The sequence below is a fragment of the Lichenihabitans psoromatis genome, assembly GCF_004323635.1.
Taxonomy (GTDB): domain Bacteria; phylum Pseudomonadota; class Alphaproteobacteria; order Rhizobiales; family Beijerinckiaceae; genus Lichenihabitans; species Lichenihabitans psoromatis.
In genome coordinates, this window is record NZ_CP036515.1 from 3,537,399 (window position 1) to 3,558,489 (window position 21,091).

21 protein-coding genes and 2 pseudogenes are annotated in these 21,091 nt (G+C 62.4%); 15 read left to right on the forward strand and 8 right to left on the reverse strand.

The window, feature by feature from the left end; all coding sequences use genetic code 11:
* The first annotated feature begins 290 nt into the window (after positions 1-290).
* Positions 291-968: a leucyl/phenylalanyl-tRNA--protein transferase gene (gene aat / locus EY713_RS16535; protein WP_131116853.1), complete on the forward strand. Its 678-nt coding sequence runs from the start codon at positions 291-293 to the stop codon at positions 966-968.
* Between the two features lie 18 nt (positions 969-986).
* Here aat and EY713_RS16540 read toward each other — a convergent pair whose 3' ends face one another.
* Both EY713_RS16540 and EY713_RS16545 read right to left on the reverse strand, forming a co-directional pair.
* Positions 987-1,628, reverse strand: a complete 642-nt coding sequence (locus EY713_RS16540) for a DUF2155 domain-containing protein (RefSeq protein ID WP_131119846.1) — start codon at positions 1,626-1,628, stop codon at positions 987-989.
* Positions 1,629-1,748: 120 nt separating this feature from the next.
* Positions 1,749-2,156, reverse strand: a complete 408-nt coding sequence (locus tag EY713_RS16545) for an NADH:ubiquinone oxidoreductase subunit NDUFA12 (protein WP_131116856.1) — start codon at positions 2,154-2,156, stop codon at positions 1,749-1,751.
* A 483-nt stretch (positions 2,157-2,639) separates the two neighbouring features.
* On the opposite strand from EY713_RS16545, the gene EY713_RS16550 reads away from it, so the two are divergent.
* The 5 genes from EY713_RS16550 to EY713_RS16570 all read left to right on the forward strand — a co-directional run bounded on the left by EY713_RS16550 (position 2,640) and on the right by EY713_RS16570 (position 11,108).
* Entirely contained in the window at positions 2,640-6,380 is a 3,741-nt protein-coding gene (locus EY713_RS16550) for a vitamin B12-dependent ribonucleotide reductase (RefSeq protein WP_131116859.1), read from the forward strand.
* 211 nt (positions 6,381-6,591) lie between these two features.
* On the forward strand, positions 6,592-7,608 hold the full coding sequence (locus EY713_RS16555) for a CBASS cGAMP-activated phospholipase (protein WP_170314085.1): 1,017 nt from the start codon (positions 6,592-6,594) through the stop codon (positions 7,606-7,608).
* Positions 7,605-8,816 (forward strand): nucleotidyltransferase domain-containing protein, encoded by a 1,212-nt coding sequence (locus EY713_RS16560; RefSeq protein WP_245572759.1) that lies wholly within the window; start codon positions 7,605-7,607, stop codon positions 8,814-8,816. Before EY713_RS16555 ends, EY713_RS16560 begins: the two co-directional genes overlap by 4 nt.
* Positions 8,809-10,596: an E2/UBC family protein gene (locus tag EY713_RS16565; protein ID WP_165491163.1), complete on the forward strand. Its 1,788-nt coding sequence runs from the start codon at positions 8,809-8,811 to the stop codon at positions 10,594-10,596. Before EY713_RS16560 ends, EY713_RS16565 begins: the two co-directional genes overlap by 8 nt.
* Positions 10,597-10,634: 38 nt before the next feature.
* The gene (locus EY713_RS16570) at positions 10,635-11,108 is read left to right on the forward strand and encodes a Mov34/MPN/PAD-1 family protein (RefSeq protein ID WP_245572760.1); all 474 of its coding nucleotides are present in this window, start codon (positions 10,635-10,637) and stop codon (positions 11,106-11,108) included.
* Here EY713_RS16570 and EY713_RS16575 read toward each other — a convergent pair.
* On the reverse strand, positions 11,084-12,232 hold the full coding sequence (locus EY713_RS16575; RefSeq protein ID WP_131116871.1) for an SAVED domain-containing protein: 1,149 nt from the start codon (positions 12,230-12,232) through the stop codon (positions 11,084-11,086). The genes EY713_RS16570 and EY713_RS16575 overlap by 25 nt on opposite strands.
* 361 nt (positions 12,233-12,593) lie before the next feature.
* Here EY713_RS16575 and EY713_RS16580 point away from each other — a divergent pair, with 361 nt between their 5' ends.
* Complete coding sequence (locus tag EY713_RS16580) at positions 12,594-13,511, forward strand: FRG domain-containing protein (protein WP_165491164.1); 918 nt, start codon at positions 12,594-12,596, stop codon at positions 13,509-13,511.
* 22 nt (positions 13,512-13,533) lie between these two features.
* Here EY713_RS16580 and EY713_RS16585 read toward each other — a convergent pair whose 3' ends face one another.
* Positions 13,534-13,899 (reverse strand): recombinase family protein, encoded by a 366-nt coding sequence (locus EY713_RS16585; protein WP_342635955.1) that lies wholly within the window; start codon positions 13,897-13,899, stop codon positions 13,534-13,536.
* Between the two features lie 7 nt (positions 13,900-13,906).
* Positions 13,907-14,077, reverse strand: coding sequence for a recombinase family protein (locus EY713_RS23435; protein WP_342635956.1), 171 nt, complete (start codon positions 14,075-14,077; stop codon positions 13,907-13,909).
* Between the two features lie 91 nt (positions 14,078-14,168).
* On the opposite strand from EY713_RS23435, the gene EY713_RS22820 reads away from it, so the two are divergent.
* The 7 genes and pseudogenes from EY713_RS22820 to EY713_RS16605 all read left to right on the forward strand — a co-directional run bounded on the left by EY713_RS22820 (position 14,169) and on the right by EY713_RS16605 (position 18,308).
* A complete protein-coding gene (locus EY713_RS22820) occupies positions 14,169-14,327 on the forward strand; it encodes a hypothetical protein (protein ID WP_165491165.1) in 159 nt (52 codons plus the stop codon).
* Positions 14,324-15,784, forward strand: coding sequence for an AAA family ATPase (locus EY713_RS22825; protein ID WP_165491166.1), 1,461 nt, complete (start codon positions 14,324-14,326; stop codon positions 15,782-15,784). Before EY713_RS22820 ends, EY713_RS22825 begins: the two co-directional genes overlap by 4 nt.
* Positions 15,759-15,821: pseudogene (locus EY713_RS23385) on the forward strand (hypothetical protein); the annotation flags it as partial. The gene EY713_RS22825 and the pseudogene EY713_RS23385, both read left to right, overlap by 26 nt.
* Before the next feature lie 66 nt (positions 15,822-15,887).
* A complete protein-coding gene (locus EY713_RS22830; RefSeq protein ID WP_245573026.1) occupies positions 15,888-16,589 on the forward strand; it encodes an ATP-dependent DNA helicase in 702 nt (233 codons plus the stop codon).
* A 153-nt stretch (positions 16,590-16,742) separates the two neighbouring features.
* A pseudogene (locus tag EY713_RS23235) lies at positions 16,743-16,841 on the forward strand (ParA family protein); the annotation flags it as partial.
* Between the two features lie 74 nt (positions 16,842-16,915).
* A complete protein-coding gene (locus tag EY713_RS16600) occupies positions 16,916-17,770 on the forward strand; it encodes a ParA family protein (RefSeq protein ID WP_131116880.1) in 855 nt (284 codons plus the stop codon).
* Between the two features lie 16 nt (positions 17,771-17,786).
* Positions 17,787-18,308 carry a prolyl-tRNA synthetase associated domain-containing protein gene (locus tag EY713_RS16605; protein ID WP_170314086.1) on the forward strand — a complete coding sequence of 174 codons (522 nt, stop codon included), beginning with the start codon at positions 17,787-17,789 and terminating at the stop codon, positions 18,306-18,308.
* 24 nt (positions 18,309-18,332) lie between these two features.
* Here the strand turns inward: EY713_RS16605 and EY713_RS16610 are convergent, their stop codons facing one another.
* Complete coding sequence (locus EY713_RS16610) at positions 18,333-19,214, reverse strand: LysR family transcriptional regulator (protein WP_131116883.1); 882 nt, start codon at positions 19,212-19,214, stop codon at positions 18,333-18,335.
* Positions 19,215-19,327: 113 nt separating this feature from the next.
* Between EY713_RS16610 and EY713_RS16615 the strand changes: the two genes are divergently transcribed.
* Entirely contained in the window at positions 19,328-19,621 is a 294-nt protein-coding gene (locus EY713_RS16615; RefSeq protein WP_131116886.1) for a YjiS-like domain-containing protein, read from the forward strand.
* 150 nt (positions 19,622-19,771) lie between these two features.
* On the opposite strand, the gene EY713_RS16620 is transcribed toward EY713_RS16615, so the two are convergent.
* Together EY713_RS16620 and EY713_RS16625 are read right to left on the reverse strand one after the other, a co-directional pair.
* Positions 19,772-20,203 carry a CHRD domain-containing protein gene (locus tag EY713_RS16620; RefSeq protein WP_131116889.1) on the reverse strand — a complete coding sequence of 144 codons (432 nt, stop codon included), beginning with the start codon at positions 20,201-20,203 and terminating at the stop codon, positions 19,772-19,774.
* A gap of 104 nt (positions 20,204-20,307) precedes the next feature.
* The gene (locus tag EY713_RS16625; protein WP_131116892.1) at positions 20,308-21,081 is read right to left on the reverse strand and encodes an amino acid ABC transporter ATP-binding protein; all 774 of its coding nucleotides are present in this window, start codon (positions 21,079-21,081) and stop codon (positions 20,308-20,310) included.
* Between the last annotated feature and the right edge of the window lie 10 nt (positions 21,082-21,091).

The following is a 21,091-nucleotide window of genomic DNA, read 5'->3' on the forward strand; positions in this document are numbered from 1 at the left end:
CGACCCTTACATCAGCGGCTCAGGAGACCCAGAATGAGTGCTTGGCTGATGAAGCCCGATCAAATACCTGCCCGTTTCGGGCTCGGCATCGAGCCCGATCCTCCACCCTCGGAGGCTCGGTCCTGGCTGCCTCGCGCAGCGGTTCGACGGATGATCGACTGGACGCGGCGGCGTTTCCATCGTCAGAGCAGATATTCCGAAACAAGCATCGCATCCTGGTAGCCGAGGCGGGAGGATGAGATGCGACGCGGATGGCTTGACCGAGGCGCGTTCGGCCGCGATTGAAGAGCATGCGTCGTCCCCGTCAGCAGATCGCTATCACGCCCGACATCATTCTCCGGGCTTATTCGATCGGCCTATTTCCCATGGCCGAAACTGCCGAGGATGAGGCTCTGTTCTGGGTCGACCCAGAGGATCGCGGTGTGTTCGATCTCACGGCGATCGCGGTCTCGAAGAGTCTCGCCAAGACCATCCGCTCTGATCGGTTCGAGGTCGTGGCCGACCGCGATTTCGACAGCGTGATCGCGGGATGTTCGGCCCCTGCCCCGGGCCGAGACAACACCTGGATCAATGCGCGGATCCGATCGCTCTTCGGGGATCTGTTCGCGATGGGGCACGTCCACACGATCGAGGCTTACGAAAACGACACGCTGGTCGGCGGCCTCTATGGCCTTCACATCGGGGCGGCCTTCTTCGGCGAGAGCATGTTCCACCGCGCGACCGACGCCTCCAAGGTCTGCCTCGTCCATCTGGCGGCCCGGCTGATCGACGGCGGCTTCACCCTTCTGGATACGCAATTCATCACGCCGCATCTGGCGAGCCTCGGTGCCATGGAGATCCCGAAAGCGGTCTATCGCGCGAGGCTCGCCGACGCGATCGAGCGCAAGGCGACATTCCACCCCTTTGGCCAAAGCGCCGGGATCGATGGAACGACCGCGCTTGCAATCGTGCGAAACGCGAAAGCTTAAGCCCGGGCTGGTTTAGGCTTATTTCCGGCCTGCGGGATCGTGGCCAACGACCGGCTCTGCCGTATAATCTGTCGCCGGGAAGAAGCTCTGCACGGGCTGGCGACGCGCCTCGGGATTTTCCTCCGGGCGCGGGCTTTGTCGGACGACACGTTTCGGCTTCGGCGGCGGTGTGTTGGGGGCCGGCGGCTTAGTGGCATTATCGGGCGGCGGCGCCTCCGTCGCCGGTGCGCCGGCATCGGCCGTCGCGGCAGGCGTGTCGACGATGATATCGGTGCCGCCTTTGCAGCCCGTCAGCCAGATATCGTAGATCGGATGTTCGATGCCATGCAGGCCGGGGCTCGCCGCATACATCCAGCCCGAGAAGATGCGCTTATAGTCCTTGTCGGACGTGACTTCATCGACTTCGACGAACGTATCGGTCTGCGGCGCCTCTGTCGGCGGCCGCGTGTAGCAGACGCGGGCGGTCACCTGCAGCGATCCGAACTGAACCGTCTCGTCGATCGCGACCTCGAACGATATGATTCGTCCAGTGATCTTGTCGAGACCGGAGAACACCGCCGTCGGGTTCTTAATCTTGTCGGCCGAGGCAATGCCGGGCAGAAGGGTCGCGCCGAGGAGCGCCGCAACAGCCACGGCGACGTGCCGACGGATTTGCGGCATCGAGAAACGATTGATCTTGAAGGGCACCGGCAGCTTTCGCTCTGGAGACAGGACGATGTTGAATCCGACGTCACTGCCTTTGGTGGGCCGATGTGTCAAAGTTTGGGCTAAGGCCCGGTCTTAGTTCGGAGTCCAAGCGCCATAGTCGCCGCCAACAGTCGGCCGGGTACCTTCGTTCGAAATCGATCCCGGCGGCCGATAGGCCAATGGCGTGCCAGTCATGTTGGGCAGATGGGGCTTTTGCCACTCGCGCGGAACGTAAGTCTCGTCCGTCGGCGGCGTATCGACGGTGTGGTGCAGCCAGCCGTACCAACCGGGCGGCGTCATCGACCCATCGATCTGGCCGGCGTAGATCACCCAACGACGCTCGAACTTCAGGCTCGGGTCGATCCCCGGCTTGCGATAATAGATGTTGCCGAATTCGTCGGTGCCGACGCGTTCGCCGAAGCGCCAGGTGTAAAAGCGCGTGCCGTAGGTCTGGCCGCTCCACCAGGTCAGCGCCTGCAACAGGTTGGTCTTGAACGTCATGGCAGCACCGTTCACTCGTGGTCGTGGCTTCGGCTGTCTTATGTCGCGTGCGAGCCGCGACGTAAAGGGCGGCCACCCAAGCCGTTCCCTTTTGACGCGCTGAGGGCTGCGGCATTTGAGAGACAGGATCGTCATCGCGGTCGCAAATGCCGGAAAATACACCATATCTTGCTTGAGAGACTCGATCGGATAATGGATTTCGCCTCTTGATCGCGAGAGTCAAGACATGACCGCCTAAGGGTCCAGGCCGTCCACATGATAGATCAATGGACTCGTCAAGAAGCCAAGACGTATCATTCAAGCCTGTTGTCGAGCGCGAGGCGTTGAGCTCGCGGTTGGCGTGTCGAGTTCCAGTCGAGCGTGACGAGCGGATGTTGGGCGCCAAGGCGGCCGGCAGGCTTTGTCGTCGAATAAGAAATTGCGGTTGAGTCTCGAAGGATGCTTTCCTTTTTGGAGCTCGATCGATTCCGAAGGTATCAAGCGATGCATATCGAACGGCTTTTCACCACGACCGCAGGCGCTCCCTACGACTCGATCGCATTTCGGAAAACCCGGAGCGAAATCCGCAACCCGGATGGATCGATCGTGTTCGCACTGGACGACATCGACGTGCCGGCGGCGTTCAGCCAGGTCGCAGCCGACGTTCTGGCCCAGAAGTATTTCCGCAAGGCTGGCGTTCCGGCTCGGCTGAAGCGTGTGGAAGAGAATGACGTTCCCTCTTTCCTATGGCGGTCAGTGCCCGATTCCGAGGCGCTTGCGACGTTGCCGGAAGCGGACCGATTCGTTTCTGAACATTCGGCCAAGCAGGTGTTCGATCGTCTTGCTGGAACCTGGACCTATTGGGGCTGGAAGGGCGGCTACTTCGCCTCCGAGGTGGATGCGCAGGCCTTCCATGACGAACTCCGCTACATGCTGGCGCGCCAGATGGTGGCGCCGAATTCGCCGCAATGGTTCAACACCGGCTTGCATTGGGCCTATGGCATCGATGGCCCCGGCCAGGGCCATTATTACGTCGACTACAAGACCGGCGAGCTGACGGCCTCCTCTTCGGCTTACGAGCACCCGCAGCCGCATGCCTGCTTCATCCAATCGGTGGCCGATGATCTCGTCAACGAAGGCGGCATCATGGACCTCTGGGTCCGCGAGGCACGGCTCTTCAAATATGGATCCGGCACGGGCAGCAATTTCTCGCACCTGCGTGGCGAAAGCGAGAAGCTGAGCGGCGGCGGACGATCGTCCGGATTGATGAGCTTCCTCAAGATCGGCGATCGCGCCGCTGGCGCCATCAAGTCGGGCGGCACGACGCGCCGCGCCGCCAAGATGGTGGTGGTCGATGCCGACCATCCCGACATCGAGGCCTATATCGATTGGAAGGTGAAGGAGGAGTTGAAGGTCGCGGCGCTCGTGACCGGCTCCAAACTGAACAAGCGGCACCTCAAAGCCATTCTGCGCGCCTGCCTGAATTGCGAGGGTCATGGCGACGATTGCTTTAACCCGGAAAAAAACCCGGCGCTGAAGCGTGAGATCAAACTGGCGCGCAAGAGCGCGGTTCCGGACGGCATGATCAAGCGCGTCATGCAGCTTGGCCGCCAGGGCCACACCACCGTCGATATTCCGGAATTCGACACCGATTGGGACTCAGAGGCCTATCTGACGGTCGCGGGCCAGAACTCGAATAATTCGGTTCGGGTGACGGACGATTTCCTACGCGCCGTCGAGGATGATCAGCCCTGGAATCTGCTGCGTCGTCTCGATGGCAAGGTCCATAAGACGCTGCCGGCCAAGCAGTTGTGGGACAAGATCGGCTATGCGGCTTGGGCCTCGGCCGATCCCGGCCTGCAATATCACACGACCATCAACGACTGGCACACCTGCCCGGCCGCTGGCCCCATCCGCGCCAGCAATCCGTGTTCGGAATATATGTTCCTGGACGATACGGCTTGTAACCTTGCCTCGCTGAACCTGTTGCAGTTCCGCGACGATACGACCAAGCGGATCGATGTCCGCTCGTATGAGCATGCGGTGCGGCTCTGGACCATCGTGCTCGAAATCTCGGTGCTGATGGCGCAATTCCCCTCCAAGGAAATCGCTCAGCTTTCCTACGAGTATCGGACCCTCGGCCTCGGCTATGCCAATGTCGGCGGCCTGCTGATGGCGTCTGGCATCCCCTATGATTCGAACGAAGGTCGCGCGATCTGCGGCGCCCTGTCGGCCATCATGACGGGTGTCTGCTACTCCACATCGGCCGAAATGGCCGGTGAACTCGGGGCTTTCCCGGGGTATACGCCGAATGCCGACTCGATGCTGCGGGTGATGCGGAACCACCGCCGCGCGGCCTATGGCGACGCTGCCGGCTATGAAGAGGTCGCGGTTGCGCCGGTGCCGCTGGTCGCGAGCGATTGCCCGGACCCGATCCTGATCGAGCGTGCAAAGATCGCCTGGGACAAGGCCATCACGCTCGGCGAACAGAATGGCTACCGCAACGCGCAGACCACTGTCGTGGCGCCGACCGGTACCATCGGCCTTGTGATGGATTGCGATACGACCGGCATCGAGCCGGACTTTGCCCTGGTGAAGTTCAAGAAGCTCGCCGGTGGCGGCTACTTCAAGATCATCAACCGGGCCGTTCCCGAAGCCCTGCGCTCGTTGGGCTACCGTGAATCCGAGATTGCCGAGATCGAGGTCTATGCGGTCGGTCACGCCAGCCTTCGGCAATCGCCGGGCGTCAACCAGTCCAGCCTTCGCGCCCGTGGCTTCACGGCCGAAAAGCTCGATGGGCTGGAGAAGTCGCTCGCGAGCGCCTTCGACATCAAGTTCGCGTTCAACAAATGGGCGCTTGGGGCCGATTTCCTCACCGGCGTTCTCAAGGTACCGGCCGAGAAACTCGACGATCCGAGCTTCGAGCTGTTGCCGTTCCTCGGCTTCACCAAAGCCGAGATCGACGCCGCCAACGTGCATATCTGCGGAGCCATGACGCTCGAAGGCGCGCCGCACCTCAAGGTCGAGCATTACGCCGTGTTCGATTGCGCCAATCCCTGCGGCCGCACCGGCAAGCGCTATCTCTCGGTCGAGAGCCACATCCGCATGATGGCGGCCGCGCAGCCCTTCATCTCGGGCGCGATCTCCAAGACCATCAACATGCCGAACGATGCGCTCGTCGAGGATTGCAAGGACGCCTATATGCTGTCCTGGCGGCTCGGACTGAAGGCCAACGCGCTCTATCGCGATGGCTCGAAGCTGTCGCAGCCGCTCAACTCGCAACTAATCGAGCAGGATGACGACGAGGAGGATGCGGTCGAGACCCTGATGGCCGCATCGACCCCGGCCCGCGTCGCCGAAGTCGCGGAGCGGATCGTCGAACGCGTCGTGGAACGGATCGAGCGCCGCCGCGAGCGCGAGAAACTGCCGAACCGCCGCACGGGCTACACTCAAAAGGCGATCGTCGGCGGCCACAAGATCTACATCAAGACCGGCGAGTATAAAGACGGCCGCCTCGGCGAGATCTTCCTCGACATGCATAAGGAGGGCGCTGCCTTCCGGTCGATGATGAACAACTTCGCGATCGCGATCTCGCTCGGCCTACAATATGGCGTGCCGCTCGACGAATATGTCGATGCCTTCACGTTCACCCGCTTCGAGCCGTCGGGCCCCGTGCAGGGCAATGACGCGATCAAGAACGCGACCTCGATCCTCGATTACGTGTTCCGCGAACTTGCGGTGTCCTATCTCGACCGCAGCGATCTCGCTCACGTGGTGCCGAGCGACCTTGGCTTCGACGCGATGGGCAAGGGCGAAACCGAGGGCAAAGCCAGCGAAGGCCGGCCGCAATCGGATACGGGGGTCGTCTCCAAAGGCCTCGTGCGCTCGAAAGCCGACCGCTTCATGCTGGTGCGCGGCGGCCCGGCTGCTGGAACGTCGACATCGGCTGAGCCGCCGCGTGGGACTCCCGTGACGGCACAGGCTTACGCGACCGATGGCGCGACGGCTCTCAAGCAGGAGATGGCGCAGGCCGTGTCGGAAGCCACGCAGGAGGCTCTCGCGGGTCTCGCATGGAGCGAGCCGGCGCAGTCCGGGCCGCGCACCAGCGTCGCCGAGAAGAAGGCCGAGGCCCGGATGAAAGGCTATGTGGGCGAATCATGCCCCGAGTGCCAGAACTTCACGCTGGTGCGGAACGGCACTTGTCTGAAGTGTGAGACCTGCGGTTGTACGACCGGGTGCTCATAGTTATTCCGACTAATTCGGAAGTATGCCCCAATGGGTGGTAAAGCCAATATAGGCCAGCCACCCGATCTATGACGACTTATTGCTCATAGGACTTAGAGCAACCCGCAAGACCAAAGCCTCGATACCGATCGGGGCCCAATCGAAGGACACGGATCGATAGGCACGCGGGGCAGATTCTATCTGCTCCGCAAGATTCAAGGCGGAACAGATCGTGACCAAACCAAGGCAAGAGCCAGTCCGTCGGATCCTCTCGATCGACGGCGGCGGCATCGTAGGAACCTTCCCGGCCGCCTTCCTCGCGGCCCTGGAGAAGAACCTCGGCGGAGAGCCGATCGGGCGCTACTTCGACCTCATCGTCGGGACGTCCACCGGCGGCATCATCGCCATTGGCCTCGCCCTCGACATGACGGCGGCCAGCCTGCTCTCGCTCTACGAAAAGGAAGGTCCGACGATCTTCGGTCAGGACAGACACCCCGTCCTCAACCGCGCCCGAAGGATATGGCGCAACGCCAAGCGCCTCGTCACCGCAAAGCATCCAGCGGAACCGCTGAAGGAGGTCCTTGAGGCCACGTTGGGGGATCGGCGGATCGGGGAAGCAAAGACAAGGCTCGCGGTACCGGCGTGGAACCCGAGCCTCCAGAAGGTCTACGTGTACAAGACGGCGCATCATCCGCGCTTCGAGACGGACTACAAGTCGCGCGCGGTCGACGCGGCCATGGCCACCGCGGCGGCGCCGACCTTCTTCCCCCGACACGTCACACGCGACGAGGTAGGCCTGATCGACGGTGGCGTTTGGGCAAACAATCCGGTCGGCCTGGCCGTCGTCGAGGCGATCGGCGTCCTTGGCTGGAGCCGCGAGTCGTTACGGGTCCTGAGCATCGGATGCCTGGACCAAGCATACCGGATCGGCGATGCACCCGGCATCACCTCGCTGGGATCGAAGGCGATCAAGCTGTTCATGGACGGGCAGTCGCACGCCTCCCTGGGAACGGCCTTCCTGCTGACCGGGCACGAACACGAGGCCGAGCGGGTATTCCGCGTCACGCACACCGTCCCCTACAAGTCGTTCGCCATGGATGACACGACCAAGATCGGGGAACTCAAGGGCATGGGCTTCGCCATGGCTCGCGATCGCATCCCGACCCTTAGGAAGCACTTCTTCGGAGGGCCGGCGGAGCCATTCGAACCCTATCACCGCCTCAAGACGGAAATGGAGATCGCGAAATGAGCATGATTCCCGATACAATCACCCTGACCAAGGAGGCGGAAACCTTCCTGGAGGATCTCGCCGCCGAACTCGAAATCCCGCAGGGCCGCTACGAGCAGGCACGCGAGAGATACCGTTCGCTGGGCGAGTGGCTGCACCGCGACGCATCGACCGTCCGGCAGTTCGATCCCCAAATTTACGCGCAAGGCTCCTTCCGGCTGGGCACGGCGATCAAGCCCCCGTCCGAGAAGGAGGATTACGACGTCGACTCGATTTGCCTATTCAAGAAGCTTGATCGGCAGACGATCACTCAGCAGGACCTGAAGATCCGGCTAGGCCAGGAGGTTGAGGCCTACCGTACCGCTAACAGCATGATCAAGCCGTTGGTCGAGGGCAGACGCTGTTGGGTGCTCAGCTACGCCGACGGGGCCCAGTTCCACATGGACATGGTTCCGGCTGTCCCGAGCGCCGAGAGCCAGCGTCGCCGCTTGTTGGAAGCGCACCTCAGCACCGCTTGGGCGGAGACGGCCGTGAGCATCACCGACAACGAGACACCCGGCTACATGGTCATCACGGACGACTGGCAGCGATCCAATCCCAAGGGCTACTCGCGCTGGTTCAAGCAGCGGACGACCGTCATACTCGAAAAGCGGCAGGCCCTGACTGCCGACAGGGTTAGGGCCGAGGTCGAGGCCATCCCGACCTTCAAGCTGAAGCTGCCGTTGCAGGCGGCGGTCATGATCCTCAAGCGGCATCGCGACAACATGTTCTCCAAGGACGCGACCGACGCGCCCATCTCTGTGATCATCACGTCCCTGGCGGCCCACGCCTACAACGGCGAAGCCAGGATCGGGGCGGCGCTCGTCTCGATCCTTGCGGGGATGGACCGGTTCATCCTTACCGGCGCCAACGGCGAGGCGGTGATCCAGAACCCGAGCGATCCACTGGAGAACTTTGCCGACAAGTGGGTCAAGCACCCGGAGCGCAAGTCGGCTTTCTACAGCTGGCTGGCCACCGCCCGTGAGGACTTCAGCGCCCTCGCCGGGATGACAGACCGCAGGCAGATCACCGAGAGGGCCTCGGACAGCGTGGGCGAGCCGCTGGCGAAGCGCGCGGAGGGCCGGCGGCCGTACGCAACGCCGAGCCTACTCACGACCGGCTTCATTCGCGACGAGGCGCAGGCACGGCGCGAGGCGGTCCGTATCCAGGGTGACAACCGCAGTGCCTGACGATCCGATCGACTTCGATGACGCCGTCGAGCGCATCGAGGATTGGATAAGCACGTCGACCGGCGGGCTCGAAAGGCTTCCGCCGGCCGCACTATCACGCGCTCGTCGATCATCGGTGGAAGGCTGGCGTGTCAGCATCCCGTGCACGGACGGGCCGCGTCGGCTCGACATCGTCATCGGCGAGAGCTTCCCGTTCGTGCCGCCGCAGATCGTGCTGGTCGATCGGCCTCCGTTCCTCACTTGGCCACACGTCGAGGAAGACGGCCGGCTATGCCTGGCGACCGAAACCGTGACCTACTCGCCGGGTGACCCGGTCGGCGTGCTCGTGACCCTCCTCGATTTGGCCGTCCGCCTTATCGAGAGGTGCGAGGGCGGCGACGTCGACGACGACTTCCGGTCGGAGGTGCTGTCCTACTGGCGCAACGTCGCGGACTACCCTGGACCGCCCATCGTTACGGCTTGCGACGCGGACGGCCCCTCCCGCATCATCCGTGTGTGGTGGGGGAAGGATTACGCTCTGCTGGGCGACGGCGACGACGAAATACTGGCGTGGCTGAGGAACAGGTACGGCAGGCTCAAGCTCAAGCCCCGTGAGACAAAGACGGCGCCGGCCGTGTTCATCAAGCTCGGACGTTGCCTGCTGCCGGCCGAGTACCCAAAGAGCGCGGCAGACATCCACGCATTGGCACGCGAGGCCGGTGCGTCGGATCTGCTCGACCAAGCCCTGGCCTCCTTGCCCGACAAGCTTGCGGTCGCTCTCTGCATGGCAACGGACAACGGCACCGCGGTCGCAGGCATCGTGATCCCGCGTCCGATCCCGCAGCGGGGCGTGGACAGGCTTACGAAGGGATATAGCGGCGGAAGATCGATCCCGGTCGACGTCCTCTCGCCTCGGTTCTTCGGTCCCAACCCCGCCAAGAAAGCTAGCCTCGAACGGGTGGACGCGGCTTGGATCCATGGCCGGTGTCAGGACGACCGGTTCCCCGCCCTCAGAGGATCGAAGGTCGTCGTCCTCGGATGCGGTTCGGTCGGCGCGCCGATCGCCGTGTCCCTTGCACAGGCCGGCGTGGGGACCCTGGTGCTCGTCGACGACGATCTTCTCGTCGGCGCCAACGTTGGGCGACATCCCCTGGGTCTGGGGTCGTTGCGCCATGGCAAGGCGGCTGACCTGAAGCTGAGGATCGCGGCGGATCTCCCCCACGTTCGCGTCGAGGCGATGAAATGTCGGGCGGAGGATGTCATCCTCGGACCACCGGTGGTACTCGACGACGCCAGCCTCATCGTCTCGGCGCTTGGGAACTGGAGTGCGGAACGGCTGCTGGACGAGTGGCACCGGGCGGAGGGCCGGCACGTCCCGATCCTCTATACTTGGACGGAACCTCGCGCGACCGCAGGACATGCGCTGACAGTGGTCGGGTCGGCATCTTCCCTTCAGCAAAGGGTCGACGAAACCGGGCTTCCTCGTATCCAGGTCACCGAGTGGCCGGCCGGCGACACCAAGAGACAAGAGCCGGCGTGTGGAGCCATGTACGAACCCTACGGCCCCGTCGAGCTTGGGTTCATCACCGCCATGGCGGCGGAGCTTGCCTTGGACTCCCTGCTGGGCACGACGACCTCGCCGACTCACAAAATCTGGGCTTGCAGCAAAAGGTTCCTGGACCGCGCCGGTGGCTCCTGGACACCCTTGTGGAAGGCGCTTCCCGGATTTCGCAACGAAGGGGCGTTCGTGACCGAACTCCCCTGGTCCGAGGCCATCTCGCTTCATGCAAAGGCCGCATGAGACGGTATCCTTTCGGGAACGCCGGCCAGTCGTTCGTATTGTCCCGCAAGGCGCTCGACCATTTCGATCGCCATCGGCAGACCCGCTTTTGGCACCTTGAGGCGGGCGGCCTGCTCTTCGCCCGCTTCGACGGTGCACGGACCATCGTCGACCTCGCCACCGGGCCCAGGCCGACGGACCGGCGGGGCCGTTGCAGCTACCGCCCCGACCGAATGGCCGAACAACGCGAGATCGACGAGAACCACGCGACGGGCCTTCACTTCGTCGGCACTTGGCACACCCACCCGGAGGATCGACCCAGCCCGTCCCCCGTCGACATGGCCAGCATCGCAGACATTTTTCGACGCTCGCGCCACGCCCTGAATGGCTTCGCGATGGTGATCGTCGGCAGGGACCCCGGGCCGGAGGGCATGTACGTGGGTCTCTGGGACGGCGCGGTCATTCACAAGCTCGCCGAAGGTCCCATCGAGGACGACCCAGTAGCCGATCAGACTCGCCCGGGTTCGTCCTGACGAATGTCCAGGGCGTGCGCGAAGCCGCCACTCGCCCTGTTTTGATCGTAGATCCGAAGGGGGAGGTCGGCCTTTGGCATCCAGACGCGGCCGACCTCGATGGCTGCGGACACGGGAAGCGCCGAGAAGACGTTGACCGTCGCGCCCTCCCCATGGACGGCCTTGATGCGGTCGAGCAGGCGCCGCAAGTGGCTCCGGAACAGCGACAGGTCCTCGGAGCGCCGCATGATGTCATTGTGTGGACGAGCGGCCGTGATCGACCAGATCGCGGTCTCGGGGCCGAGGACGTTCAGGATCCTTTCGTCGGCGACCGAGGCGCTCAGCGCGAGCACCAGGGCGACATTAGGCTTCCCCTCGACGCATTCCTGCACGTTGAACGCGATGCCGGGCTGATCCGGCTGCCAAGCCCAGGTCGACGGCTCGCGGTGGCGCTGGTGCACCTCGGCGGGAAGGATGTCGCACAGGAGGCGGCCGAGTTCGATGAGGAGCGGCTGTGGCGCGAGGGCGAAGACGGAGGCGTGGCGGATTTCCTGCCGCTCGATCCGGCCCCGTACCTTGTCGGCGAACTGCCGTCGCAGGTTTTCGCTCTGGAGCGTCCAGTAGTTGGCTTCCCCGTCCGTCATGGAGAGCCCCAGCATCTCAAGGTCGATTGTCTGAAACGAAGCGGGATGGCGGGACGGCAGCATCGCCGCGAAGATCTCCTCCCGGGAGACGAGGGCCTCGTTCCGTCCGACGTTGGCGGCGAACCGGATGACGTGGGATGCCCGGTCCTGTCCGATACCGGTGACCATGTTGATGCGGGTTTCGTGCTCCTCCTTCATGGCGAGTAGTAACGCCTCGGGATGCTCGGCCAGGCCGTCGACGTCGATCAACTTGTGGTGCCTCGGGCACATGAGCATCAGGTTCGTCAATTCCTGGGCCAGGAGCGGCGACCTGACCGGGTCGCCCCTGGGACCGTCAGCGGAGTCCCCCACGATATGGGCCACGAAGCCGAACAGTGGGTCCTCCCTTCCGGAGACCAGGTCCCTCGTCTGGTCCTCGTTACAACCTCGATACTGGCAACGACCGCCCGACCGCGCCCAGAGGATGCGCTGCTTCTTCTCCGGAATCCGTGTCTTGGCCATGTTCCCGCCTTCGAGGTTGAATCCGTGGGCGTCACGAGCAAGCCGCCGCTCCACCTTCTTCCCGATCTTTGATCGACGACGAACGTAACGAGCCAATCGGCAGACATCTCAAGATGCACGCGCGCGCCCACCGTTTCTCTTGTGTGGGCCGTCCCGGCGACCACCTCAAGGCTGGCGCTTCGCACCCCCGCTTCGCCGCTTCGGCCTTGACCCGATCGCCGGAACGGCCGATCCGCTGGCCATGGTCTTGTCGCAAGCTCCGACCCCGGGTTGACCAGGCTCCGAGCATTTCGACGCCCCTCAGGGTATTCCTTGCCAAGCCTTCCGGCTCCCGCTTCAATTCGGAATGGCTACATTACCAGTGACCAACCTTCAGAGCTTCATTGGCCGGATCATCGGCAGCCCTCCGACCCCGGGAAAGGTCGTAGTCTATCGAGGTCACCCCAACGAGGATTACCTTCTTCGTCCCGCGATATTTCGTTCCCCGATTGCGGCGGAGCGGGAACACATCCTTCTGAGGGATCTCATCGCGGCTCATCCCCAGGAGTTTGCCGCGGACGGCAGTACCCTGGAGTTGTTGGTGAGGATGCAACATTACTCCCTGCCGACCCGTCTACTCGATGTCACGTGGAACCCGCTGGTCGCCCTCTATTTCGCATCCGAGCCGCAGACGAAAAAAACCGACGTAATGCGAATGGGGCGAATGCGCAGGCGGACCGTGCCCACGGACGGCGAGGTGATCAAGCTGACTATCGACGAGTCTCTCGTCCGCTACTTCGACAGCGACACCGTAAGCTGCCTCACGAACCTAGCTCGTTGCCGCTTCGACCAGAAGGAGGAGCTTCGAACGATGACGGCGGGAAAACCCACTTTCTCGAAGACCGCGCGGGCGACGTTCAATGGCAAGGAGACCGTCAAAAGACTGCTTCACTTCATCCGAACGGAAAAACCGGCGTTCGAACCCGAGATCGTACCGGAGCAGCTCAGCAGATTCTTTCTTGTGAAACCGAAGTACAACAATCGACGGATACTCGCGCAGGAAGGTGCCTTCATGGTTTTAGGCCTGACCGAAGAGGTCCCGGCGACCGGCGCCCGCGGCATCGTGGTCGAACGCATAACGATTCAGGCGCGACGCAAGGGTGAGATCATGTCGCAACTCGGGCATGTATCCATCAACCAGCGCACGATGTTTCCCGAGATCGATCGCGCCGCCCGCTATCTGACAGACGGCTTAACCACCTCCGCCCTCCTCTCGCGAGGCACCTCGCCCGCAAGGTGAGCGCGCTAGCGTCGTTCGACGCTCACAGGCGTGAGATCGTGGAATGATGCACTGCATATGATCGGGCGATGTCACTCACAGACTCACCTCCCACTCTTCGCGCGACCGCCTCCCGCCGCTGGTGAGGCGTGAGCTTGGGCTTACGTCCGAGGCGGACGCCGCGCTCCTTCGCCCGCTGCCTCCCCTCCCCGGTCCTGGCGAGGATCAACTCCCGCTCGAACTCCGCCAGGCCGCCGAGGATCGTCAACATGAGCCGGCCATGGGCCGTCGTGGTATCGGCCCAGGCGTCCCGGAGGGACCGGAAGCCGGCCTGCTTGGTAGCGATCCCGTCGAGGATGTCGAGGAGGTCTGGCGTGCTGCGGGCGAGCCGGTCCAGCCTCGTCACCATGAGCACGTCACCGGCCCGAAGGGGCCCCGAGCGCCATGTGCAACTGCGCACGATCGAGGCGAGCGCCCGTCACCTTTTCCCGGAAGATCGGGTCCGCTCCGGCGGCCATCAGCTCGGCGACCTGGGCGTCGAGCGTCTGCCCGTCCGTCGACACCCGCGCGTAGCCGACCGCCCCCATCGTCGTCCCTCTTTTCGCACCGGAATTCCGCACGTCCCAAGTGACTGGTATCGTCGCTCGAAGACGCCGAGGATGCTTCCGTGAAGCGCGTTTGACGAAGGTCGCCGGTGACAACTCGGACCTGCGCCGGGCCCTTTCCGAGAGGGAGGCCCTGATCGAGTCGCTCCGTCGCGAGAACGGGCGGCTCAGGGCTAGCCTCGGCTTGCTTGAGGAAACCGGCATGGTGATCCGCGACGGCGCCGAGGCATGACCCTCGTCGTCGTCGAGGATGTCGTTAGCCGGCGCGACTTCGGGGTGATCTTCTCCGCACGCGTCGCGGACATGTCGGACGACCAACACGGAGAACGACTTCGCGTCCGCGCAAATCGCGTTGCGATGATCGGAGAACCCGCAAAGGGGGAGACCTGGAGGATCGAGGGCGAGCGCAAGGCGACGCCGTGGGGCCTCCAGATCGAGGCTACGCACGCGACGCGCACCTTGCCCACGGGCAAGCTGATCAGGGACTTCCTGGCCAACCACGTCGCGGGGATCGGCCACGATCGAGCGACCCGGCTTTGGCTCGCCTACGAGACGGACCTGCCGCAGATTCAAGACGAGGGCGACGTCGACGCCATCGCGGATGTCATCGCGCCCGACCGGCCGGTGCTTGCGCCGAGGCTCGCGGCGGCCTGCGTATCCGCTTGGCGCGAAGCCGCCGGCGAGACCCGCCTCGTCGAGTGGTTGGGGGCAATCGGCGTGGACGACCTTCAGATTGCTCGTCGCCTCTTCGCTATCCTCGGAGACCATGCCGTCGAACGCCTGGCGGCGAACCCATGGTCGCTGGTCGCGCTCATGCCATGGTCGAAGGTCGACGCGCTGGGGATGAAGCTCTTGCGGGAAGCGAACGCCGCCTTGGTCGACGCGGCGCCGCAGCGGCTGGTCGGCGCGGTCGACGCCTCGATCAAAGATCTGATCGGGACCGGCGCAACGGTGATCGCGGACGAAGATCTCCGCGTGAGGCTCGGGGCCGCGCTTCGCACGTCGGCGACGAACCCGGTCGTTTCGGAGGCGGTCCACCTTGGCAACGCCTGCGGAGCGCTTGTGCGATACGGAGATCGTTGGCGGGCTCCCGGGTGCGCCTCGATGGAGCAGGCCATCGAGGAACGATTGTCCTCTATGGCGGCCGGTGGCGAGCATCCATTCCCCACTGAAGCCGACATGCACCATGCCATCCGGGATTTCGAGCGGCGGCATGGGTCCCTGCATGCGGAGCAGCGCGCGGCGGTCTTGAAGGTGATGGTCGACTCCCTGGCCTGCATCCAGGGCGGCGCTGGCGTCGGCAAGACATACGCGACAAGGGCCGTTTGCGACCTCTGGGAACAAGCCGGGGGGACCGTGCTCCTGGCCGCGCTCGCGGGTAAGGCCGCTCTACGCCTCTCCGGGGCGACGGGTCGGCTGGCCAGGACCCTGTTCAGGACACTGAAGGAAATCGACGAGCGCGAAGCCCGTGGACACGGGGCGGCCTCTACCCCCGACGAGCCCGCCGTCCCTTCGTCGGCTCCCCTCGCCGAGATCACGTCCACCACCCTCGTCATCGTGGACGAGGCCAGCATGGTGGACCTAGGGACCATGTACGGACTGCTTCGTCGCATGCCGGCGGGGGCCCCTGCTGCTCATCGGCGACCATCGCCAGCTCCCTCCGGTGGGCTTCGGCCTTGTCTTTCATAAGCTCATCCACGACGACAGGATCACGGCCCGCCTCTCCTTCGTCCACCGCCAGTCGGATGCGTCGGGCATCCCCGCAGTCGCCGCTAGCCTGCGGGAGCGGACCTTGCCTCGGTTGCCTTCCTTCGAGCCGCTCGGGGACGGGGCGTCGTTCGTCCAGGCCCGAGGCGCGGAAGAAGTCGCCGCGTCGGTCGTCGGCATCGCCGTCCGGACGGGCGTCCTCGACGGTGCCGACGTTCTTGTCGTGACCCCGACGAACGGCGGAGCAGCCGGCACGTGTGCCTTGAACGCCAAGCTCCACGATCTTCGACGCGAACGTGACCGTTCGATCGAGATGCGGGGAGCGCTCGGGGAACGGTTCAGCGACGGCGACCCCGTCCTTTTTCGACGAAACGATTACCGACGAGGGCTCTTCAACGGGTCCCTGGGGACCGTTATTGCCATCGTCCCGGCGGAACGATCCCTGCTGGTGAGGTTCGAGGAAACCGAGCATCTCCTGGATGCGTCCGACCTCGTCGACGTGTCGGTCGGCTACGCACTCACCTGCCACAGGGCCCAGGGGTCCCAGGCGGCCACGGTGATCGTCGCCGTCCCCAGGAGCAGGATCATCGACCCAGCTTGGATCTACACCGCCGTGACCAGGGCGGAGCGCAAGGTCGTCCTTATCGGCGACGAAGAGGCGTTGCGCGCTGCGCTCGCGATGCCTTGGACCTCGGATACCCGGCAAGTCGGCTTCACGTGGCCCTCGTCGCGCGGCGAGATCGAGGGTGACCACGACGTGCAGACTCGATATGCCGACCATTCCTAAGTCAGCATACGAGTTCCGCGATATGCCGGGTCTAACCCATTCAAAATACACACTGGAATAAGTCAGGGGGTTATATAATTGTGGCGCCACGACCGGCTGCTCATAATTGAGCTTAACTCCCGACCGGCATATTGAGTTTTAAAGGCATTTTATATGGTTAAGTTTATTAGTGTTTTCAACAATAAAGGTGGCGTTGGTAAGACGACAATCACATGGAATGTTGCCGATCGACTAGCGGAGTGTGGAAAGCGCGTTTTGCTGATAGATTTTGATCCTCAATGCAATCTGTCAATTGCAATGTTGGGCGGGGACGATTTTAAAAAATTGTGGCGGATGTTCATAATCCCAAAACTATTAGATCATTTCTCCAGGGTTATCTGCAGAACACTGGACCCGGTCCAATTACTACATTCAAAGGACCTCATACTCATGAGAATGTTAAGATAGTAGCGGGCGATTTTTGGTTAAATGTTTATTCAGACGCTCTTAGCGTCGGTAACGATTTACTTACCGGGACAGGTATTTCAAAATTTGTGTCGTTACGAACGCTGGAACGGAAATTAGCTGCGGATGGGCAGCATTTTGATTATGTAATGATTGATTTGCCGCCGTCATTCGGAGGCTTAGTTCGTTCCGCTCTTTATTCATCAGACTACCTAGTGATACCTTGCACATCTGACACGTTCAGTGAGTATTGCATTAGCCTGATCGAGCAAATGTTACCCCAGTTTGTTTCTGACTGGGGAATAGGAATTACTCGCTTTAAGCAAATGAACTTCGGGTCGCAGGACTTTGACAGCTACGGGAAGCCGGTGTACGCGGGCTGGATTTTCAATGGCTTTGATACACGTGCGGGGAAGGAGCTTCGCGCCGATGCTGCTCACCATACTAATATACAGAGCGCGAACCAAAAACTTGCCGATAGTCTAGCTACTAATATTACGGGATATAGTGCTATCTTGCCCGGTAGTAAGATCTACTTGGGCGGTATTGAGGATATGAACGTCCTCATTCAAAATAGTTTATGGCAAAATATTCCTGTATCCAATCTCGAGAGATATGGACAAGTGAAAGACTTATCTGGCGATCGCGCTAAGTGGTCGGAAGCACAGCTCATTTTGATCAGGAAAGTGAAAGATCAAATATCGGCGATCAGCGGTCGTATAATAAACGACTTATAGTGGTTAGTAGGACTGTATGAAGGCAGTGAAATATAGCAGTGACCTGTTCGCCCGCCTCCAAGCTCTCGGCATTCAGACCGAAACGGTCAAGCATGCGCCGGTCTTCACGGTCGAAGAAGCGCAGGCCGTTCGTGGGGCATCGGAGGGCGGCGCGCACACCAAGAACCTGTTTCTGCGCGACAACAAGCGCAGTTTCTTCCTGGTGACGCTCGGAGAAGACACGGCTGTCGATCTCAAGCGGCTCCGGCATTTGATCGGCGCGAAGGGTGGCTTATCATTCGCCTCGCCCGATTATCTCTTCGACACCCTCGGCGTACGACCCGGGTCGGTGTCGCTCTTTGCGGCCATCAACGACGCATCGGGCAGTGTCACGGTCGTGATCGAGACGGCTTTGATGCAGGCGGCGCGGATCCATTGCCACCCGCTGACCAATGACAAGACAACGTCGATCGCGCCCGATGATCTCATGGCCTTCCTGCGCGCGACGGGTCACGAGCCGCTGCTGATCGCGCTCAGCGACGCCGATCCCCTGCCCTGACGGGCGAGCGATCGAGGATGACAATCAGGCCGCGACGTCGAGCGCCGAGCCTGCAGCGACGCCGATACTGGCGCGGATCACATCGGTAAGGGCAGCGGCTTCCTTCGATCGGCCCGACGAGCCACGCAGCAGCCCGACCTTCACATTGCTCAAAACTGGTAGCCCGGCGCTTGACGGCACCAGACGCTGCGAAGCCAGGTTGACGGCGGCCCGCGGCAGAACCGTCAGCGCAAGCCCAGCCTGGATGATCGGCGCAAGCGCCGCATAATTGGTCGACATCAGAAAGATGCGGGACGCGATCCCGGCCGCATCCAGCGCCTCGAGCGCCGCATTCCGCCATGGGCAGGTGGGCGTCGACAAGGCAAGAGGCAGCGGCCTTTGATCTTCGATGGGGCCGGATCGCAACCCTGCCACCCAGCACAAAGCCTCCTCGCGCAGAATCTCGAGCCCTTTGATCCGCTCGCAATCCGTCACGACCGCGACATCCACTTCGCCGGTCATGATCCGCTGGGCCAGATCGACGCTGGGATGGCAGACAATCGAGAGTTCGACCAGCGGATGCTGCCGCGTGAATCGCTTGACGATGTCGGGCAGGAATGGCTCTGCGTAATCGTCGGGGATGCCGAACACGACCCGGCCGGCGAGCCCATGCTGTTTCAGATCGTAAAGGGCTGCCGCTTCGACCTCGAGCATGCGTCGCGCATGATCGACGAGCCGTTCGCCATCGCTGGTCAGTCGGGTGCCACGCCCCTGTTTGACGAACAACGGCCGTTCGAGCTGCTCCTCGAGGCGGCGCATATGCATCGAGACGGCACTTTGCGTCTTGTTCACCCGCTCGGCCGCGCGCGTGAAGCTGCCGGTATCGACGATGGCGAGAAACGATCGGAGCTGGTCAGTGTCAAGCATAAACCGATGATGATACGCGATCGATCTTATGTCAACTATGCGTTGGACCGATGGTTGGCCCGTTCCTATCTTAAAACTCTAGACGCTTCGTAACGCGTCCATCGAGGTCCACCATGCATCTCTCCATCCCGTTCCCGTCCCGCACCGGACACCGCGCCACGCGCGGCATCTCCGCCGTCCTGCCTCTTATCAGCAACGTGACGTCCACGCTCATCTCCTGGCCCCGCCGGGCCTATGAAAGCCGTCGTTTGAGCTGGACGCTGGCGCAAATGTCCGAACACGATTTGTCGGATATTGGGTTATCGCGCCAGGATGTCGTCGACACATCCGCGATGCCGCTCGGCTCCAATATTGGCGAGTTTTTGGCGGAGCGTGCAACGAGCCGCCGGGCCGATCGTCGGCACTGACGGCGCATTTAGACGTGCGTGAGATAGTAAAAGCGTGCGGGTTCGCGGTTCGCGCGTAGCTTAAGCTCGCGACGGCGATAAGCGCTTGGCGGCTCGCGGCTACCGCGTGGCTTGAGCTCGCGACGGCGATAAGCGCTTGGCGGCTCGCGGCTACATAGCCTTCTCGACCTGGCCGCGGATTTCGCCACCCTTGTTGGCTTCGGTATGGATGTTGAAATACATCTTACCGTCTTCCAAGGCCTTGGCCTGATCCGCCGTCAGGGTCGCAGATCCTTCAATCGGGCTGCCTGAACCGATCGCCACAGGCACCATCACGCCGGCATTCGCACCGACTGCTGCGGGGCCGTGGAAATGCGCCGCCGTGGCGGTTCCGGTCAAGCCTTGATAATCAACCTTATAGCTGAGCTTCATCGAGGTTGTGTCGAAGGTGGCCGCGACCGTCCCGGTGCCCTTCAGGTCGGCATGCGGCGGCACCTCTGTTTCGGCCGAAAGATTGGCCTTATACTCCATCGTCTCGGCGAAAGCCGGAGCGGCTGAAACAGCGGCGACCACCAGAGCGGCGGCGAAAGCGAAAGAACGCATCGAAGGTCTCCATACGGAACGGACCGAACCGGCCTGGGTGGCCGCCAGTCCAGGCTGTATATGGAGCGCGACGCCGTGGCGGCGATAGCGTCAGGCTTTAGACCTCAGTGCAGAATTTGGCTCAGGAACAGCTTCGTCCGCTCGTGTTGCGGATTGGCGAAGAACGCCTCGGGCTTGTTCATCTCGACGATCTCGCCGCCATCCATGAAGATCACGCGATCAGCTACCTGCCGCGCAAACCCCATTTCGTGGGTCACGCACAGCATCGTCATGCCCTCATTGGCCAGCGATACCATCGTATCGAGCACCTCCTTGACCATCTCGGGGTCGAGGGCCGAGGTCGGCTCGTCGAACAGCATGATCTTCGGGTTCATGCAGAGCGACCGTGCGATGGCGACGCGCTGCTGCTGACCACCCGAAAGCTGGCCCGGATATTTATTGGCCTGCTCCGGGATCTTGACCCGCGTCAGATATTTCATGGCGAGCGCATCAGCGTCGCGCTTCGGCATCTTGCGAACCCAGATGGGCGCCAAGGTGCAATTCTCGAGGATGGTGAGATGCGGGAAAAGGTTGAAGTGCTGGAACACCATGCCGACCTCACGGCGCACCTCGTCGATCCGTTTGAGATTGTTGGTCAGCTCCGTGCCGTTGACGACGATGCTGCCCTTCTGATGCTCTTCCAAACGATTGATACATCGGATCATCGTGGATTTGCCCGACCCTGACGGGCCACAAATCACGATCCGTTCGCCACGCGAGACATTCAGGTTGATGTTCTTCAGGACATGAAACTCGCCGTACCATTTGTGGACGCTGTCGAGTTTCACCGCGAGGTCCTCGGCGGGAGCGATGCTCGGGATCGCCGTTGCGTTCGACATGGGAGAAGAC

Coding starts and splice junctions, on each gene's coding strand:
- EY713_RS16585 (WP_342635955.1), bottom strand. CDS start 13,899: ATGGTGACGAGGCTGGACCGGCTCGCCCGCAGCACGCCAGACCTCCTC.
- aat (WP_131116853.1), top strand. CDS start 291: ATGCGTCGTCCCCGTCAGCAGATCGCTATCACGCCCGACATCATTCTC.
- EY713_RS16550 (WP_131116859.1), top strand. CDS start 2,640: ATGCATATCGAACGGCTTTTCACCACGACCGCAGGCGCTCCCTACGAC.
- EY713_RS16605 (WP_170314086.1), top strand. CDS start 17,787: ATGAAGGCAGTGAAATATAGCAGTGACCTGTTCGCCCGCCTCCAAGCT.
- EY713_RS16615 (WP_131116886.1), top strand. CDS start 19,328: ATGCATCTCTCCATCCCGTTCCCGTCCCGCACCGGACACCGCGCCACG.
- EY713_RS22825 (WP_165491166.1), top strand. CDS start 14,324: ATGACCCTCGTCGTCGTCGAGGATGTCGTTAGCCGGCGCGACTTCGGG.
- EY713_RS16610 (WP_131116883.1), bottom strand. CDS start 19,214: ATGCTTGACACTGACCAGCTCCGATCGTTTCTCGCCATCGTCGATACC.
- EY713_RS16560 (WP_245572759.1), top strand. CDS start 7,605: ATGAGCATGATTCCCGATACAATCACCCTGACCAAGGAGGCGGAAACC.
- EY713_RS16620 (WP_131116889.1), bottom strand. CDS start 20,203: ATGCGTTCTTTCGCTTTCGCCGCCGCTCTGGTGGTCGCCGCTGTTTCA.
- EY713_RS16625 (WP_131116892.1), bottom strand. CDS start 21,081: ATGTCGAACGCAACGGCGATCCCGAGCATCGCTCCCGCCGAGGACCTC.
- EY713_RS16540 (WP_131119846.1), bottom strand. CDS start 1,628: ATGCCGCAAATCCGTCGGCACGTCGCCGTGGCTGTTGCGGCGCTCCTC.
- EY713_RS16545 (WP_131116856.1), bottom strand. CDS start 2,156: ATGACGTTCAAGACCAACCTGTTGCAGGCGCTGACCTGGTGGAGCGGC.
- EY713_RS23435 (WP_342635956.1), bottom strand. CDS start 14,077: ATGGGGGCGGTCGGCTACGCGCGGGTGTCGACGGACGGGCAGACGCTC.
- EY713_RS16575 (WP_131116871.1), bottom strand. CDS start 12,232: ATGGCCAAGACACGGATTCCGGAGAAGAAGCAGCGCATCCTCTGGGCG.